General features: G+C 68.9%; 17 protein-coding genes. 8 read left to right on the top strand and 9 right to left on the bottom strand.

Features of this window, described 5'->3' with window-relative positions:
• Positions 1 to 345: 345 nt before the first annotated feature.
• From ACWC2T_RS40290 to ACWC2T_RS40280, 3 genes are all read left to right on the top strand, one after another.
• The gene (locus tag ACWC2T_RS40290; protein ID WP_351208758.1) at positions 346 to 1293 is read left to right on the top strand and encodes an NAD(P)-dependent oxidoreductase; all 948 of its coding nucleotides are present in this window, start codon (positions 346 to 348) and stop codon (positions 1291 to 1293) included.
• A 149-nt stretch (positions 1294 to 1442) separates the two neighbouring features.
• A complete protein-coding gene (locus ACWC2T_RS40285) occupies positions 1443 to 2687 on the top strand; it encodes a M24 family metallopeptidase (protein ID WP_351208757.1) in 1245 nt (414 codons plus the stop codon).
• 457 nt (positions 2688 to 3144) lie between these two features.
• On the top strand, positions 3145 to 4620 hold the full coding sequence (locus ACWC2T_RS40280) for an NAD-dependent succinate-semialdehyde dehydrogenase (RefSeq protein ID WP_351208756.1): 1476 nt from the start codon (positions 3145 to 3147) through the stop codon (positions 4618 to 4620).
• 278 nt (positions 4621 to 4898) lie between these two features.
• On the opposite strand, the gene ACWC2T_RS40275 is transcribed toward ACWC2T_RS40280, so the two are convergent.
• Both ACWC2T_RS40275 and ACWC2T_RS40270 read right to left on the bottom strand, forming a co-directional pair.
• A complete protein-coding gene (locus ACWC2T_RS40275; protein ID WP_351208755.1) occupies positions 4899 to 5564 on the bottom strand; it encodes a GAF domain-containing protein in 666 nt (221 codons plus the stop codon).
• Entirely contained in the window at positions 5515 to 5850 is a 336-nt protein-coding gene (locus tag ACWC2T_RS40270; protein WP_450675284.1) for a hypothetical protein, read from the bottom strand. Before ACWC2T_RS40270 ends, ACWC2T_RS40275 begins: the two co-directional genes overlap by 50 nt.
• Positions 5851 to 6289: 439 nt before the next feature.
• On the opposite strand from ACWC2T_RS40270, the gene ACWC2T_RS40265 reads away from it, so the two are divergent.
• From ACWC2T_RS40265 to ACWC2T_RS40245, 5 genes are all read left to right on the top strand, one after another.
• Positions 6290 to 6952, top strand: a complete 663-nt coding sequence (locus ACWC2T_RS40265) for a hydrolase (RefSeq protein WP_351208909.1) — start codon at positions 6290 to 6292, stop codon at positions 6950 to 6952.
• A gap of 288 nt (positions 6953 to 7240) precedes the next feature.
• Positions 7241 to 7858 carry a YoaK family protein gene (locus ACWC2T_RS40260; protein ID WP_351208908.1) on the top strand — a complete coding sequence of 206 codons (618 nt, stop codon included), beginning with the start codon at positions 7241 to 7243 and terminating at the stop codon, positions 7856 to 7858.
• A 97-nt stretch (positions 7859 to 7955) separates the two neighbouring features.
• Complete coding sequence (locus ACWC2T_RS40255; protein WP_351208753.1) at positions 7956 to 9845, top strand: amidohydrolase; 1890 nt, start codon at positions 7956 to 7958, stop codon at positions 9843 to 9845.
• Between the two features lie 52 nt (positions 9846 to 9897).
• Positions 9898 to 10392, top strand: coding sequence for a DoxX family protein (locus ACWC2T_RS40250; RefSeq protein ID WP_351208752.1), 495 nt, complete (start codon positions 9898 to 9900; stop codon positions 10390 to 10392).
• Between the two features lie 41 nt (positions 10393 to 10433).
• Complete coding sequence (locus tag ACWC2T_RS40245) at positions 10434 to 10964, top strand: MarR family winged helix-turn-helix transcriptional regulator (protein ID WP_450675283.1); 531 nt, start codon at positions 10434 to 10436, stop codon at positions 10962 to 10964.
• Positions 10965 to 11063: 99 nt separating this feature from the next.
• Here ACWC2T_RS40245 and ACWC2T_RS40240 read toward each other — a convergent pair whose 3' ends face one another.
• The 7 genes from ACWC2T_RS40240 to ACWC2T_RS40210 all read right to left on the bottom strand — a co-directional run.
• Positions 11064 to 11567, bottom strand: coding sequence for a MarR family winged helix-turn-helix transcriptional regulator (locus ACWC2T_RS40240; protein ID WP_450675282.1), 504 nt, complete (start codon positions 11565 to 11567; stop codon positions 11064 to 11066).
• Between the two features lie 79 nt (positions 11568 to 11646).
• Complete coding sequence (locus tag ACWC2T_RS40235; RefSeq protein ID WP_351208749.1) at positions 11647 to 12552, bottom strand: YncE family protein; 906 nt, start codon at positions 12550 to 12552, stop codon at positions 11647 to 11649.
• Positions 12549 to 13535 (bottom strand): 3-hydroxyacyl-CoA dehydrogenase NAD-binding domain-containing protein, encoded by a 987-nt coding sequence (locus ACWC2T_RS40230; RefSeq protein WP_351208748.1) that lies wholly within the window; start codon positions 13533 to 13535, stop codon positions 12549 to 12551. Before ACWC2T_RS40230 ends, ACWC2T_RS40235 begins: the two co-directional genes overlap by 4 nt.
• Before the next feature lie 58 nt (positions 13536 to 13593).
• On the bottom strand, positions 13594 to 14376 hold the full coding sequence (locus ACWC2T_RS40225) for a crotonase/enoyl-CoA hydratase family protein (protein WP_450675281.1): 783 nt from the start codon (positions 14374 to 14376) through the stop codon (positions 13594 to 13596).
• The gene (locus ACWC2T_RS40220) at positions 14373 to 15605 is read right to left on the bottom strand and encodes a CaiB/BaiF CoA transferase family protein (protein WP_351208746.1); all 1233 of its coding nucleotides are present in this window, start codon (positions 15603 to 15605) and stop codon (positions 14373 to 14375) included. Before ACWC2T_RS40220 ends, ACWC2T_RS40225 begins: the two co-directional genes overlap by 4 nt.
• A 5-nt stretch (positions 15606 to 15610) precedes the next feature.
• Entirely contained in the window at positions 15611 to 16837 is a 1227-nt protein-coding gene (locus ACWC2T_RS40215; protein WP_351208745.1) for an acyl-CoA dehydrogenase family protein, read from the bottom strand.
• 601 nt (positions 16838 to 17438) lie between these two features.
• A partial coding sequence (locus ACWC2T_RS40210) for an SDR family NAD(P)-dependent oxidoreductase (protein WP_450675280.1) occupies positions 17439 to 17676 on the bottom strand: 238 nt, incomplete at its 5' end.

Raw genomic sequence — 17676 nt, 5'->3', positions numbered from 1 at the left:
GTCTAGGGATGTCCGCCACGTCACCACAACCGATTGCCTCGGGGATGCAACGACCACCGCTTCAACCCACTTGACAGGCCCGCAGGCGCGGCGCAAGCATAAAGTGGCAATCGATTGCAGAGCGCATACAGCGAGCGGCGCCCGACCCGCTCGCTGCGGACACGTTGTGTCATCACCACAGATCAAGTGCTCCCTTTCTCATCGCGTGCTGGGCATGGCCGGTGCTTTCTCAGAGCAACCGAGCGCATGTCACCGAGCCCGTGTCGGCTTCTCCGCCACGGCGAGGGTTACCGCCTGCCGGCATGCCGGCCCTGCTGCGCCGTCTTCCAGGAGTGAGGAAAAACCATGACGTATGTCGCCACCGACCGCCCCCGCATCGGCTGGATCGGTACCGGCCGTATGGGGTACCAGCTGGCAGGCCGTCTGCTCGACGCCGGCCACGATGTCGCCGTCTACAACCGGACCCGGGCCAAGGCCGAGCCGCTGTCCGAGAAGGGCGCGACGATCGTCGAGCGGCCCGAGGAACTCGCCGACCGGGACGTCGTGTTCGTGATGGTCTCCGCCTCCGCGGACCTGGAGTCGGTCACCACCGGCCCCGGGGGCGTGCTGACCGCGAAGAACGTCGCGCCGGGCGTACTGATCGACAGCTCCACGGTGTCCACCCAGGTCTCCGCCCTCGTGCGGGAAGCGGCCGCCAAGCGCGGCACCGACTTCCTGGCCGCGCCGGTCAGTGGCAACCCGAAGGTGATCACGGCCGGCAAGCTGACCGTCGCGGTCTCCGGTCCACGCGAGGTGTTCGATGCCGTCGAGCCCCTGCTGAACCTGCTGGGCCGCGGTGTGACCTACGTCGGGGAGGACGAGGTGGCCCGCCTGGTCAAGATCGCGCACAACGTCTTTCTGGGTGTCGTCACCCAGTCGCTGGCCGAGATCACACTGCTCGCGGAGAAGGGCGGCGTCAAGCGCTCCGCGTTCCTCGAGTTCCTCAACGACTCGGTGATGGGCTCTGTTTTCACCAAGTACAAGTCGCCGGCGTTGGTCAACCTTGATTTCAAGCCGACCTTCACCAACATCCTGCTGCGCAAGGACTTCGACCTCGCACTGGCCGCTGCCCGCGAACTGGAGGTTCCGATGCCCGTGGCCTCGACCACCGCGCAGTTCGTCCAGGCGGCGATCGGCGCCGGGCACACCGAAGAGGACTTCGCCACTCTGATCCTCGAACAGGCACGCCGCTGCGGCATCACGCTGGAACCGGAGAACGTGACGGTGGACGACGGCCTCACCCCCCGGTCCTGAGCGTTCGGCCGGCCGGCACCAGGAGCCCGCACGGCTTCGGCAAGCCCACCACCAGGCGACTACGCCCCTCCTCCGACCGCCCGCACGGCCCCTCGCCGGTTTCCCGGGCAACGTGACAAAGGACGAACCACACGATGACAGTGACGAGCGTGAGCGCCTCACGCCCCATCCCGGCCCACGGCCACAGCGCAGTCGACTACGAGACGCGCGTGGACTACGACCGGCTGCGGTCCTACCGGCTGGAGCGCGCCCGTGGCGTGCTGGACGCCAGCGAGTGCGGCGCTTTCCTGCTGTTCGACTTCTACAACATCCGCTACACCACGCAAACCTGGATCGGCGGTGCCCTCGGGGACAAGATGACCCGGTACGCCCTGCTGACCCGCGGAGGAGACCCGGTGCTGTGGGACTTCGGTTCCGCCGCCAGACATCACCAGTTGTTCGCTCCATGGCTGAAGCCCGAGAACTCCCGTGCCGGCATGCTGGGCATGCGCGGCGCCATCGCTCCGGACGCCGGCCTGATGGCCTCGGCGGTGCGCGAGATCAAGGGCATGCTGGAGGACGCGGGGGTGGCGGACCTGCCGGTCGGTGTGGACATCGTCGAGCCGCCGTTCCTGTTCGAGATGCAGCGGCAGGGGCTGAAGGTCGTCGACGCCCAGCAGATGATGCTCGACGCCCGGACCATCAAGTCGCAGGACGAAATCACCCTGCTGTCCATGGCCGCGGCCATGGTGGACGGGGTCTATCACGACATCGTCGACGTGCTCAGGCCCGGCATCCGGGAGAACGAGATCGTCGCCTTGGCCAACAAGCGCCTGTACGAGATGGGCTCCGACCAGGTGGAGGCCATCAACGCGGTCTCCGGCGAGCGCTGCAACCCGCACCCGCACAACTTCTCCGACCGCCTCATCCGCCCCGGGGACCAGGCGTTCTTCGACATCATCCAGTCCTATAACGGCTACCGCACCTGTTACTACCGCACTTTCGCGGTCGGCAGCGCCACCAGCTCTCAGCGTGACGCCTACACCAGGGCCCGCGAGTGGATGGACGCCGCCATCGCCGTGGTGAAGCCGGGGGTCGGCACCGACCAGGTGGCTCGGGTGTGGCCGGCCGCGACCGAGTTCGGTTTCGCCAACGAGATGGCCGCCTTCGGCCTGCAGTTCGGCCACGGGCTGGGCCTCGGCCTGCACGAGCGGCCCATCATCAGTCGGCTCAACAGCCTGGACAACCCCGTGGAGATCCAGGAGGGCATGGTCTTCGCCCTGGAAACATACTGCCCGGCCTCGGACGGCTTCTCCGCGGCACGCATAGAAGAGGAGGTCGTGGTCACCGCCGACGGACCACAGATCCTCACGAAGTTCCCGGCGCAGGAGCTCTTCGTCGCCAACGCTTACTGACGGGACCCGCCCGACGGCCCGGGCCCGTGCGGCGGGCCCGTGCCTCGTGCCACGGCACACGCGGTGCTCATGTCCCCGTGAGCGGAGCCGTCCTCGCCTCCTGGAGGCCGGCCGCCGTATGAAACCGCTCAGCAGCACCTTTCGCAGCGAACCGTGGCGGCGGCCGGGTGGGCGGCCCGCCCAGCCCCGTGGCGGCGACGGGAGAGACGGCCGCCCGGACAACCGGAGACATGTCCCGGGAGCCGTTGTGGCAACGGTCGAACGATCGCGGAGGACCCTCCGGCCGTGCCGCCGGGGTACCAAGCGGGTGGCCAGGATCGCCGAGGAGCCCTGCCTCGCCCCCCCTCGGCACCGGTCCGCATCAAGGTTCATGGCACCACCCACCGCTGCCACGCCGGACAACCTGGCGCTCACGCAGCGAATCTCATCATCGGAACGTGCAGAAGGCGATGAATCAGTGAGTGCACACCACTCGGGCTCCCCCGCCCGGCTCCGTATCGACAAGATCCCCACCGACCTGTTCATCGGCGGCCACTGGCAGCCGTCGAGCGACGGCTCCCGTATCGATGTCGTGGACCCGGCCACCGGCGAAAAGCTCGCCGATGTCGCCAGCGCGACCACCGAGGATGCCCTCGCTGCTGTGGCCGCGGCCGATGCCGCCCTTCCCGGCTGGGCCGCCACCCCACCCCGGCAGCGAGCCGAGCTTCTCCGCCGCGCCTTTGACCTGATGACCCGACGGGCGGAGGAATTCGCCGAGCTGATCGTCCTGGAGAACGGCAAGACCCTCGCCGACGCCCGCGGCGAGGTGGCCTACGCCGCAGAATTCTTCCGCTGGTACGCCGAGGAGGCCGTGCGGACCCTGGGCAGCGTCCAGACCGCGCCGTCCGGCTCGAACAGGATCCTCGTGCTGCGCCAGCCGGTCGGCGTCTCGGTCCTTGTCACACCGTGGAACTTCCCTGCCGCGATGGCCACCCGGAAGATCGGTCCGGCGCTGGCGGCCGGCTGCACCGTGGTCCTGAAGCCCGCCAGTGACACACCGCTGACCGCGCTGGCCGTCGCCGCCCTCTTCGCGGAGGTGGGCTTGCCCGCCGGTGTGGTGAACGTGCTGCCCTCCCGCCGCTCTGGGGCGGTCGTCGGCGCGATGCTGGACGACCCACGGGTACGCAAGCTGTCGTTCACGGGTTCCACCGAGGTCGGCCGGGTCCTTCTGGCTGCCGCGTCCAAGACCGTGGTCAACTGCTCGATGGAGCTCGGCGGCAATGCGCCGTTCCTGGTCTTCGCCGACGCCGACCTGGACGAAGCGGTGGCCGGCGCCCTGGTGGCGAAGATGCGCAACGGTGGTGAGGCGTGCACGGCCGCGAACCGCTTCTACGTCGAGGCATCGGTCGCGGACGAGTTCACCCGTCGGCTGGCCGAGGCGATGGGCGCCCTGAAGGTCGGCCCCGGCCTCGACGACGGAGTGCAGCTCGGCCCGCTCGTCAACGCGGAAACCCGGGACAAGGTGGCCGAACTCGTCACGGGCACCGTGCAGGCCGGCGCCTCGCTGGTGACCGGCGGCCGGCCGCTCGAGGGCGCCGGTCACTACTACCCGCCGACGGTGCTCAAGGACGTGCCCCCGGGCGCGCCAGTGCTGGAGGAGGAGATCTTCGGCCCGGTCGCTCCTGTCGTCAGCTTCACCACCGAGGACGAGGCGATCGAGCTGGCCAACGCTACGGAGTACGGTCTGGTCTCCTACGTCTACACCTCCGACCTGGCCCGCGGCCTGCGGGTGAGTGAGCGTCTGGACTCCGGCATGGTGGGGCTCAACCGCGGTGTCGTGTCGGATCCGGCAGCGCCGTTCGGCGGTACCAAGCAGAGCGGCATCGGACGCGAGGGTGGTCATGAGGGGCTGCTCGACTACACGGAGTCCAAGTACATCGCCCTGTCATGGTGACCGCATACCGTAACCCGGACACATCACACGCTTCGCCGTCAGGCTGACGGCAACGCCCGTGCACGGGCGATCCCGGTCGGCGGCGGCCTGGATCGCCCGGGCACCGAGCCCTTACATGGCATACCGCTCGTACGCCACGACCGGCCGCCCCGCACCGGTCCCTGGCGGCCACGTCCGTGAAGACCTGCCTTAGCCGCTGCGCGGTCGACCCGGTGTGCTGGGCACAGCTGCGGCACTAACGGTAGGTGGGTGTGGCGCGGCCCTCGAAGTGCTCGGCGTCAGCTCGCGCTGCTGCGTTGCGGCGCGGCAGACACGCCGGCGTCCGTGTCGGCGGGCAGATAGCGCGAGGCCACGTCGACTGCGACACCGCCCCTCAAACGGCTCGGGAGCAGGTGGCGTTGGAGCGCGAGAGCCGCGGTACGTTCGCACGCGTATTGGTGAGCGTTGTCCAGGCACAGCGCGGCTCGCGTGACGAGCTCCTCGGCAAGGAGCAGATCATCCTCCTGGAACGGCACCGGGTCCTTGGTACGGACGAATACCGCGACACCCAGCACAGAACGCCGCGCACGGATGGGCACGATCATCAGGGAGTGCATCCCGTTCTCACGGATCCACCGGGCTCGTGCCGAGTCTCGATCGAGCCATGTCCCCGCAGAGGTGTCCAGCACCGGTTCCAGGTGGGATCTACCCGTGCGCATGACTCTGGTGATGGGTGAGGTCGGGGAGAAGGGGACCTTCTCTGCGCGCGCCCACGGAGACTCTGGGGCACCTGGGTGGATGGAGGCCGCGCCGGCGCGACGCAAGGCGGGCAGGCGCTCGCCGTCGGGGCTGGTGTCTACCGGGAGCTCCACGCCAAACGGGACGGGCTCTGCCGCCAGGTCGACGGTGACGTAGTCAGCCAGCACGGGCACGGCGAGGTCGGCCAGTTCCTTCCCGGTCTGCATGACATTCGAGGGCGCTGCCGATGCGCGTGCTGGCCTCGCCGAGGACGGCAAGACGCTCTCGGACCCGCTGGCTGCCGGTGACATCCACGATCATGGAGCACACCCCCAATGCCTGCCCGCTTGCGTCCTGCAGGCAGAAGAACGAGACCGAATACGCGTGCTCCCGGCGTCGATCCGTCGGCGGCCATCCCCGGAACTCGTGGCCCGCGGAGGTGCCGCTCCCCAGCACCTGCCGCATCACCACCTCAAGCGCGTCGGCCTCGAAACCGGGCTTCACATCCGCCACCCGACGCCCGAGCCGCCGGTCATGAGGCACTCCGTCGAAGTTCTCGCACGCATGCCCTCCCCTTTGACCGGCGACGCCAGGGGCCGGGATCCACACATACACATCCCGAGCACTTCGAGCGCCCACGCGGCCGCGGTCTGCGCACGTGTCTGAGAGCGAGGCGCTCGGGAGCGCACGTGGGCGACGTGAGACACGCCACAGCACTAGTTCATCGTTCAATCTCTTGCGCAGAAATATCTGGCTTGGAAGATTGATTGATATGGGCGTCCCACCCGGGGACGGATCCCGTCCTCACGAGACACCCGAGGAGGCCGCAATGCCGGCATCCGAGAACCGACCGCAGGGACTGCTCGCGCGGATCGGCCGCTTCTTCGGCCGGCCCTCCGGCAGGCACGCAGGACGCGCGTCCCTGCACCTTCCAGAACAAGAGGAACCCATCATGTTCAACATCGCCAATGTCAAGGCCGCCCCCAGCCCGGATCTGCTGACCCCTGAGAACTCGGTGATGCTGTTCGTCGACCACCAGCCGCAGATGTTCTTCGGGACCGCCAGCGGCGACCGCACCGCGATCGTCAATGCCACCGTGGGCCTGGCGAAGGCGGCCAAGGCGTTCGGTGTGCCGACGGTGCTGACCACCGTGGCCGCCGAGTCCTTCTCCGGCCCGCTCCTGCCCCAGCTGGCCGAGGTCTTCCCCGGTCAGGAGGTCATCGACCGCACCACGATGAACGCCTGGGAGGACAACGCGGTCGTCGAGGCGATCAAGGCCACCGGCCGCCGGAAGATCGTCATCTCGGGCCTGTGGACCGAGGTGTGCATCGTTCTCCCCGTGCTGTCCGCGCTCGGACAGGGCTACGAGGTGTACGTGGTGGCCGACGCCTCCGGCGGTGTCACCCCGCAGGCTCACGAGCACGCCATCGAGCGGATGGTCAATGCCGGTGCCGTGCCGGTGACCTGGATCCAGGTCCTGCTCGAGCTGCAGCGCGACTGGGCCCGTGCCGAGACGTACCTCCCTGTCATGGAGATCGTCAAGGAGCACGGCGGCGCCTACGGTCTCGGCGTCGTCTACGCCCAGTCCGTCATCGGCGCCCACGCCGCGGGCTGATCCACCGGGTCGCCGGCCCGAGGGCACCCCGCCCCTGGGCCGGCACCGGCCCGCAGCCCAAGACCTCGAAGTACCCGCCGTCCCGGGGATGCAGCGGCGCAGAGGTCATCCCGCGTCCCAGAAGCAGCGGGCCTGCCACCGAGCGGTCGGCCCATGGACGGCCCATGTTCTCGTGCGCGAGCAATCCGAACCCGACATGGGCCGTGACCCAAGGAAACGACAGTGAACCTCAATCATTCCTCGGCGCCCGGCACGCCGGGCGGTCGTGAACCGCTGCTGCCGGCCCTGATGACCGTGACGGCGGTGAGCGGGCTCATCGACGCGGTCAGCTATCTGGGGCTGGGCCATGTCTTCACCGCGAACATGACCGGCAACGTGGTCATCATCGGCTTCGCCGCCGCCGGCGTCCCCGGGTTCTCGGTGCTCGGCTCGCTGGTGTCGCTGGCCGCCTTCCTTCTCGGAGCGGGAGCGGCCGGCCGTCTGGGAACCGTGCTGGGCCGCACGTCGCCGAGCCGGCTGCGCTGCATCCTGCTGCTGGAAACGGTGCTGCTGGCCACGGCCACCACGGTCGCCTTTGTCGCGAGCCATGCGGTCCATGCGCTCATCGCCCTGATCGCGCTGGCCATGGGCCTGCGCAACGGGACGGTCCGCAAACTCGCCGTTCCGGATGTGACCACGACGGTACTGACCCTGACGCTAACCGGACTCGCGTCCGACTCGACCCTGGCAGGCGGTACCAATCCGCGTGCCGGCCGTCGGCTGGCCTCGGTGCTGGCGATGCTGGCAGGCGCGTTCGGCGGCGCCCTGCTCGTGCAGCACACGGGGCTCGGCTGGCCTCTGCTGGCAAGCACATTCGGTACCGCTGCCGCCGTCCTGGCCGTACCACGCGGCCCGTCCGCGGGCTGACTCAAGCCCGCCTGTCAGTCCCCCTCACTGCGGCGCCAGCAGCCGCTTCACCCCCACACCCCCCATTTTTTGGGCTCGCTCATTGGAGATGATTTCCATGGCCACTATGCCCGTGGCTGGCCTCCCCCCTGTCAGCGACGACCACGTCGCCGACCTCGTGATCCGCAACGCCAAGCTGTACACCGGCGACCCGACAAACCCCCAGGCCAGCGCCGTCGCCATCAAGGACGGCAAGGTCACCGTGGTCGGTGACGACAACGACGTCGCCCGACTGATCAGCGGCCGGACCCGAGTGGTCGACGCGCTGGGCCGCCGGGTCGTGCCCGGCCTCAACGACTCCCACCTGCACGTGATCCGGGGCGGCCTGAACTACGTCCTGGAACTGCGCTGGGACGGCGTACCGACGCTGCGCCAGGCACTGGCGATGCTGCGCGAGCAGGCCGCCCGCACCCCCAAGGGGCAGTGGGTCAGGGTGGTCGGCGGATGGTCGGCGGACCAGTTCGCCGAGAAGCGCCTGCCGACCCTGGCCGAGCTGAACGCGGCCGCTCCGGACACACCGGTGTTCGTGCTGCACCTGTACCAGTCCGCCCTGATGAACCGCGCGGCGCTGAAGGCTGCCGGCTACACCAAGGCCACGCCCGACCCCAAGGGCGGCCAGCTCGTGCGCGGCCGTGACGGGGAGCCGACCGGCATGCTCCTGGCCGCCCCCAGCGCGCTGATCCTGTACTCCACCCTCGCCGCGGCACCGACCCTGCAGGGCGAGGACCTGAAGACCTCCACCCGCCACTTCCTGCGCGAGCTGAACCGATTCGGTCTCACCTCGGCCATCGACGCGGCCGGCGGCTTCCAGAACTTCCCCGACAACTACGGCACCGTCATCGACCTCGCCAAGGCCGGCCAGCTGTCGCTGCGCATCGCCTACCACCTCTTCCCGCAGACCCCGGGACAGGAGATCGACGACCTCAAGCGCTGGATCGACATGGTCAAGCCCGGAGACGGCGACGCATGGCTCCGGCTCAACGGCGCCGGAGAGAACCTGACTTGGTCGGCGGCCGACTTCGAGAACTTCACCGAGCCCAGGCCCGAGCTGGCCGCGGGCTACGAGGGCGACTTCGAGAAGGCCGTACGGCTGCTGATGGAGAACGGCTGGGGCTTCCGGCTGCACGCCACCTACGACGAGACGATCCGCCGCGACCTCGCGGTCTTCGAGAAGCTCGCCGCCGAGGGCCTCTTCCCCGCCGGCAACCGCTGGCTGTTCGACCACGCGGAGACCGTCTCGGGCGAGAGCCTGGACCGCGTCGCGGCACTGGGCGGCGCCATGTCGGTCCAGAACCGCATGTCCTTCCAGGGCGAGGCGTTCGTACGCCGCTACGGCGCCGCTGCCGCAGCAGACGCACCCCCGGTGCGCGCCATGCTGGAGCGCGGCCTGACCGTCGGCGCCGGCACGGACGCCACCCGGGTGTCCTCCTACAACCCGTGGGTCGCGCTGCACTGGCTCGTCTCCGGCCGGACCATCGGCGACCTGACGATCTACCCGCCGGAAAACCGCGTCAGCCGCGAGACGGCACTGACCATGTACACCCAGGCCGGCGCCAAACTCACCGGTGAGCAGGACGTCAAGGGCATCCTCAAGCCTGGCTTCTACGGCGACCTCGCCGTCCTCTCCGACGACTTCTTCACCGTCCCGGAGCAGGACATCCCGCACATCGAGTCCCTCCTGACCGTCACCGGCGGACGCATTGTGTACGCCGCCGCCGAGTACGAGGGCCTGGACGAGTCGATACCGGCGATCAGCCCGGCTTGGAGTCCGGTCGCCCACTACGGGGGCTACCAGACCACCGTCAAGCCCAGTATCTCGGGCGCGCGACAGGCGGAGCTGCTCGGCCAGGCCGTCGCCGAGTCCGAGCAGCACCGGCACTGGCGCGCCCAGCGCGGCTTCGCGCCGGAGGCTCCGACCGAGATCTTCGACACCTGCTTCGTGCTCTAAGGCACCGCACCCGACCTCTACCGCACCACCCACCACGCACGAGGAGAGTGTGATGAACACCGGACTGCTCATCCTGAGGCTGGTCGTCGGCCTGCTGTTCGCCGGGCATGGGATCCAGAAGGTCAGCCACCGCCTGGGAGGTCACGGGATCGAGGGTGGAGCTGCGGAGTTCCGAGCGGACGGGTTCCGTGGCGGCCGGCTCACTGCGGCCGCCGCGGGCCTCGGACAGATCACCGCAGGTCTACTGCTCAGCGCGGGAGCGTTCACCCCTTTGGCGGCCACCATCTCGGCGGGAGTCATGACGGTCGCGGCCACGGTGAAGTGGCGCAACGGGCTCTGGGTGCAGCACGACGGGTACGAGTACCCGCTCGTCCTGACCGTCCTGCCGGCCGTGCTGACGCTCACCGGGCCCGGCCGCTGGTCGGTCGACCAGGCCATCGGCCTCCTTCCCTGGGCCCCCTGGTGGGCGGCCGCGGCCGTCGGCCTCGGCATTCTCAGCGGGCTGACGACCCGCGCCGTCCTGGCACGGCCGGGCCTGCCCGTCTGAGTCATCAGGAACATCTGCGCCGCCGGCGCGTTGAGACTGGCATGGAGAGAGAGACGAGAGGGCGGCGGAGGGCGGAGCCCACGCCGCCCTCCGCCAGTGGCGACGTCCGTAGTGGCGGCGAAAGCATCGACCGTGAGTTGCTCGACGGGTGGATGCTGGTGATGCAGGGCTTCCAGGCCACGCAGGACTCTCTCGCGAGCGAACTGGCCGAGCGCTTCAACCTCCGCCAAGGCGCCGCCGAGGTTCTGGTGCGCTTGCTCACCGCGCCCAAGAACCGGATGCCGATGACGCGCCTGGCACACGAGGCACGCATGTCCAGTGGCGGGTTCACCAAGCTTGCCGACCGGCTCTGTGCGGCCGGTCTGACCCGGCGTATGACCTGTGAGGACGACCGGCGCCTCATCTACCTCGAACTGACGGACCTGGGCAAGGACACGGCCCGGGCCATCGCCGAGGCGGTTACGCGGATTCTGCGCACTCGAGTCCTCGCCCCCCTCGGCCGCGACGGGTTGGGCAAGCTCGCCGACGCCATGCGCGCAGTGCGCGACGCCAATGACGATCCCGGGAAGTGACGTCGGCACGCGGGACGTCCGAGGACAGAAACGTCGTCTGCGAATGCACTTCCTCATGGGTGAAGCGCAATTACCGAGTTGCGGTGGAGGAAGGCGACGTCAGGCTGACCGTTCCGTGTATTCCGAATTCACACCGACGCCTTCGTCGTGGTGGTCGACCGGCCCGATAAGTGCCTCACTGATCTCGCGCAATTGCTCAACCTGGGCAGGCGTGAGACGGTCGAGGAAATGAGAGCGCACGCAGGCGAGCTGAAGGGGAGCTGCGGCCCGCAAGGCATCTCTTCCCGCACCGGTCAACCGCGCCAGGACGATGCGGCGGCTGACGGGATCCGGTACCCGCACCACCCAGCCGTGCTCCCGTGTGCGGTCCACCAGATGAGAGAGTCTGCTGGTCGATATGCCCATCCGCCGGGCCAACTTGGTCAGGCCCAATTGCCCCTCAGGAGCTTCCGCCAGCCAAGAGAGCATCTCATAGTGGATCTGCCACATGCCGGTCTCACGTCGAATTTCCTGCCCGACCTGCTCAGTCAGCCACCGTGCCGCACTACTGAAGACGCGCACAGAGTGCTGCGCGTCAACGCCGGACGATTCAATGCTCTCCACAAGGACTCCTTGAATTTTGCGACACCCCTCAGTGTAATTTAATGTTGAACCAAATGGGAAGTGTGACATACGCACTTGGTCAGACGCCTTTTCCGGTCACCAGCACGGCATGGGCGATTCCGGTGAGGTTGCCCTGTGCGACGAGGATCTCCTTGCGATCCGATCCGTCGAGGCCGGCGGTGTAGATGCTGCCGCCCAGGTCGGTCACGTACATACGGCCGCCGTCCGGGTCGAGGGTGATGCCGATGCCTTCCATCAGGTGGGTGAGGAGGATCTCGGGCGAACGTACTGCGTTCGGCGGGTGCATGGGTGCGCGGTTCACGGTGTTGCCCCGGGGCGGGTCGCCGCGGTCCGTCCAGTACAACAGGCGCCGCGCGTGGTCGAGTTCGAGGTCGATCGGCTCAGGCAGCCCTTCGAAGAGCACTTCGATGTCGCTGCGTTCGGCCGCGCTCTGCCCCTCGGGAAGGTCGATTCCGGCCCGCAGGATCTTCCCCTCCCCCGCGTCGCTCGGGCCCTTCTGGGACCAGTAGAGATGTCCGCCGACCGGGTCGACGGCGACTCCCACGCACCACCTTCTCTCGTCCTGGCGGTCGTCGGCTCCCTGTCCCGTCTGCACGAGTGTCTCGACGTTCGAGCCGTCGAGGTCGCAGCGCATCACGCGCATGCCCTCACGATCACCCCAGTACAGCTTCCGGCCCACGGCCTCGAAGTGGAGCTGCTTCGGGGTGTGCGTGACGCCGCTCGGCACGATCGTCGTCCGGTTGCCTCCCTCCAGTTCCACACGCTCGATCGAGCCGTCGTTCTCATCCGGCACACCCATGTTCGTCCAGTAGATGTGCCCGGCCGCCACATCGACCGCCACCCCGTCAGGAACCCTGCACCCGGTGACGAGGACCGTCTTGCCCGAGCCGTCGGGATGCACGCAGAACAGCCGGCCGCCACCGCTGGCTTCGAGTACGAACAGCCTTTTCTGCCGCTGCGTCATACCCCCTCCTCTGTCACGGGGTCGGCTGTGGACCCCGGGGCGGAGGAGTCATGCCGGGCGCGCACGGCCAGCAGGGCCGAGAGCATCGCGTCGCGCCGGTCGGCCAGCTCGTCGACCGAGTGGCCGCTCGCCTCATCGAGGACACCGGCCACGATCGTCTGCTGGAGCTCGGGGGTGAACTCGGGGGTGCCCAGGTCCTGCCAGGACGCCACCATCCGCGGCATGAGCGTCTCCATGAAGTGCTGGATGCCGCCCTCTCCTCCGCCCAGATGCCACAGCAGATGGGGTCCCATGACACCCCATCTGAGCCCCGGGCCCCAGGACACCGCGTCGTCGGAGTCGGCCACGTCGAGCACGCCCTCCTGGACCAGGTACACCACCTCGCGGTACAGGGCGGCCTGGATGCGGTTGGCGACGTGCCCGGGAAGTTCCTTCTTGAGGTGGACCGGCTTCTTGCCGATCGCGGCGTAGAACGCCATGACGTCCCGGACCGTGTCCGGATCGGTCCTCGTGCCGCCGACGACCTCGACCAGAGGGATGATGTGCGGCGGGTTGAAGGGATGCCCGATGACGGTCCGCTCCGGGCGCCGGCACTCGGCCTGGATGACGCTCATCGTGATGCCCGATGAACTCGACGCGAGCATCGCGTCCGGCGGCGTGGCCTCGTCGATGTCGGCGAACAGCTTCACCTTGAGCTCCGGCCGCTCCGGTGCGTTCTCCTGGACGAAGTCGGCGTCCGCGACGGCCTGACGCAGGTCGGCGGTGAAGCTCAGCCGGTCGGGCGAAGCCCCGGGCGCGAGCCCGATCGAGGCGGCCGCGTCCCAGGCCGCCTCCACGTACGACCGCAGAGCCGTCTCCGCTGTGGGGGCGGGATCGGTCGCCGTGACGTCGAAGCCGCGGACGAGATAGTGCGTCGCCCAACTCGCACCGATCGTGCCGGTCCCGACGATCGCCACGCGGTGGACAGGCCTGTGCGCGTTCATGACTGGTCAGTGCTCCTGAGAGAATCGGATGCGGGCGGTAGGGCTGAAGTGACCGGCATCAGCGGCCGTGCCAGACGGGTGCGCGCCTTTCAGCGAACGCCCGTGCGCCTTCCCGGGCGTCCTCGCTGGTGGCCAGCCCGCTGGTGATCTCGTCCTGGCGTGTGAATGCGTCGCTCTCTTTAAGACCCTGGGTTTCGCGCAGGACCTCCTTGACGGCTGCGAGCGCCAGCGGTGCGTTCCGCGCGACGCGCTCCGCCAGTTCCCGGGCCACAGCCAACGCGGTGCCAGGTGGAGTGACTTCGTTGACGAGCCCGTACTGCTTGGCTTCTGCGGCGGTCAGCGGCTCGCCGGTGAGCAGTACGCGCGCGGCGACGTGGTACGGCAGGCGGCGCGGTAGCCGGACCAGTCCGCCCTCTGCCGCCACGAGACCACGGGTGGTCTCGGGAAGCCCGAACCGGGCGTCCTCCGCGGCGACGATCAGATCGCAGGCGAGTACCATCTCGAAGCCGCCGCCGAGCGCCCAGCCCTCGACCGCGGCGATCAGCGGCTTGCGCACCGCCGCGCGGGTGAGCCCGCCGAATCCCCGGCCGGGGAGCACCGGCAGCTCCTCTCTGGTGAAGGCTTTCAGGTCCATGCCGGCGCTGAACACCCCGCCGGCGCCCGTGAGGACGCCGACCGAGAGTTCCGGGTCCGCGTCGAGCAGATCCACGGCCGCCGCGAGTTGTACCGCGACCTCGTGGTCGACGGCGTTCCTCTGTGCCGGACGGTTGATGGTGAGGGTCAGCACGCCGCCGCGGCGCTCGTGCAGCACCATGGCGGGCGCTTCGGGCGCCGTGCTCATTGCGGCGCCTGTGCTTGCGTCGAGCCGGGAATCGCTCCTTGGGCGCACAGTTCGGCGATGTCGGCAGGGCCGAATCCCAGCTCGGCGAGGATTCCGTCGTTGTGCTCACCCAGGTCCGGGGCCCGCTTCGCCGGGACTTTCTCGACGCCTCGCACAGTGACCGGGCTGTTGATGGTGTACTCCAGCCCGCTGACCCCTGCCAGCGGCACGACGATGTCGTTCGCGCGCAGCTGCGGGTCCTGTGCGGCCTCCTCGGGTGTCTGGATGAGGCTGTAGGTGACGCGTTCCCGGGTCAGGGCGTCCTTCCAGTGGGCGAACGGGCGTGAGCGGAACTCTGCGTCGAGCAGTTCCGTCAGTGCGGCGGAGTTCTTGACGAAGCCCTCGATGCCGGCGAAACGGGGGTCCTCGAGGAGCTCGGGATGCCCGATGGCCCGCGTGAGTCCCGGCCAGTGCGGGGGTGAGGCGACCAGCATGAACCACTCGTCGTCCGCGGTTCGGTAGGGATTGATCAGGGGGTTCGCCGGTGCCTCGCGGTCGTGCAGCTCGAACGGCGTGCCGCCGGCGAGCGCGCCGGCCACGAGTGTCCCCGTCGCCCATACGCCTGCGGCGAGCAGCGACGTCCCGACGCTGGCCCCTTGTCCTGTCCGCTCGCGGCGGTAGAGGGCGGTCACGATCGCGGCGTAGATCGCGATCGCCGACATGTAGTCGCCGCTGCCCCAGACCGGCACTGTCGGCGGCGCTCCCGCGTCCCGGGTGGAGGCCAGCAGCCCGCTGCGCGACCAGGCAGCGGTCAGGTCGAAGCCCGGCAGTCCGGCGTCGGGACCGGCATCCCCGAAGCCCGTGATGTCGGCGTAGACGACTCTCGGGTTCCAGCCCGAGACCTCTTCGTAGCCGAGGTGCAGCTTCTCGCGCGTGCCGTGCGGGAAATTGGTGATCACCACGTCGGCCCACTGGACGAGCCGCTTGAGGACCTCGGTGGCCGCCGGGGACTTCAGGTCGAGCACCATGCCCCGCTTGTTGCGGTTGGCGAGGTGCCAGCTGTAGTTGGCCTCGGCCCGGGGGCTGGGCGGCACGGAGCTCAGCCGCCGCTGGGGGTCCCCCTTGCCCGGTGGCTCGATCTTGATGACGTCCGCTCCGAAGTCGGAGAGTACGGTGGCCGCGGCCGGTCCCGCGATGAAGCTCGACGCGTCGAGGACCTTCAAGCCGGTGAAGATGGATTCGGTGGTCATGGTCGTCACCTCACGAAGGCGCTCAGGCCGCCGGTCACGGCACGTCCGACGATGAGGGTCTGGATCTCCCGTGTGCCCTCGTACGAGTAGATGGCCTCCGCGTCGGCGACGAAGCGGCCGATCTTGTAGTCGAGGACGATCCCGTTGCCGGCCATCAGCTCCCGCGCCCACCCGACGTTCTCGCGCATCCGCACGGTGCAGTGGGCCTTCGCCAGCGCGGACTGCTCGTCCCGGTACACCCCGGCGTCCTGCAACTGGGCCAGTCGCGTCACCATCCCGCAGGATGCCGTGGCGTTGCCGAGCATCTTCACCAGCAGGTCCTGCACGAGCTGGAAGCCTCCGATGGGGCGACCGAACTGCTCGCGCTCCTTCGCGTAACTCAGGGCGATCTCGTAGGCGCCGAACATCACTCCCACCGCCTGCCACGCCACGCCGCTGCGCGTCTGGCGCAGGATCTTGGCGGTGTCCTTGAAGGAGTTCGCGTTCTGGAGCCGGTTGGCCTCCGGGACGCGGCAACCGTCGAGCACGATGTCGGCGTTCTGCACGATCCGCAGCGCCATCTTGTTCTCGATCTTCGTCGCGGTGAACCCGGGGGTGTCCTTCTCCACGACGAATCCCAGCACGTGCCGCGTCTCGACATCGCGGGCCCAGATGACGACCAGGTCGGCGAACGTCGCGTTGCCGATCCATCGCTTGGCTCCGTCGAGGATCCATCCGTCGCCGTCACGTCGCGCGGTGGTCCGCAGGCCACCCGCCACGTCGGATCCGCCGTGCGGCTCGGTCAGCCCGAAGGCGCCGATCTTCTCGAAGCGGCTCATCGCAGGCAGCCACCGCCGCTTCTGCTCGTCGGAGCCGCAGGCGAGGATGGTGCCCATGGCCAGACCTGTGTGCACGCCGAAGAACGTCGCCAAGGACGCGTCGAAGTGTGCGAGCTCCAGCGCGGTGAAGCCAGAGAAGAGGTTGCTCGGCCTTGATTCCGGGGAGTCTGGGTCGGCCCATTCCATCAAGCCCAGCTTCCCGAAGCCCTCCACCAGCTGGAAGGGGAACTCGGCGCGGGCCCAGTAGTCGTCGACGAGCGGGGCGGCCTGCGTGCGCAGGAAGTCGCGCAGAGATGCGATCTTCCCCCGATCCTTCTGCGACAGCAGCTCCTCGTGGGCGTAGAAGTCGGCGGGCAGCAGCCCTGCGTCCAGGTAGGGACCGGACGGTGTCGGCAAGGTCGTCGTACCGCTCATGGCAATCTCCCTCAAACGCAGCGGGCATGGCTCGCAGGTCCGTGCCCTGGAGCCGACTTCTGCGCGGCGAATCGGTTCTCTGCCTCGATTGAACGAGGAGCCTGGGCCGGTTCCCCGCCCCCTCGCCGCTGCGGGGTGCCTTTGCCACCGCGTATCACCCCAGTGGCCCGCCGCAGCCCGGTGAGACAGAGGCGCGGGGCGCGCAGCATCAGCCCATCGGGTCTGTACAAGATCCGCCCAGGCCCCACCGCGGCGGCTTCTGGCATGGCCTCGCGAACTGCCTGCGCCAGCCCCGGCCCGCGTCTCTTCCTCGGCTGCCCGGTGGGAGCCGGTGAGTCGGCCGCCGTGCCGGAGCAGGTGTTCCTCCTAGGAAGCCTGCAGAAACGTCTCGAAGCAGTGGTCGGGATGCGCCCCGTCCCGGCAGATGTTCCAGTGCAAGGCGCCGGCGAGCCACTCGGGCGGTTGCGGCCTCGCCCGCTGCGGCTGTCCGCCCTGCGGCACCGTCATGTGATCTGATCACCGCCTTGATGGCGATGTACGGCTTCTTGCGCGACCCTGACCCGCCACGTTCGCGGTCACCTGCTCTCTCGTCTGCCCAGGGTCAGCCGATCGCGAGCTGTCCGCCGCGTGCCTCGAGAACCGCGCCGGTGATGTAGCTGGCGCGGGACGAAACAAGGAACAGAACCGCTTCCGCGATTTCTTCAGGGTCTGCGACCCGCCCCAGTACGGTGGTTCGCCCGATCGCCTGGAGGGTTTCACCTCCCATCTCCTCCGTCCCGGGGGTATGGACAGGGCCCGGAGCCACGGCGTTCACGCGGACGCCCTGGGCGCCGAACTCG

The sequence above is a fragment of the Streptomyces sp. NPDC001393 genome (assembly GCF_053597455.1).
Note: the sequence above shows the minus strand (reverse complement) of the source record. Positions and strands in the feature narration are given on the sequence as shown.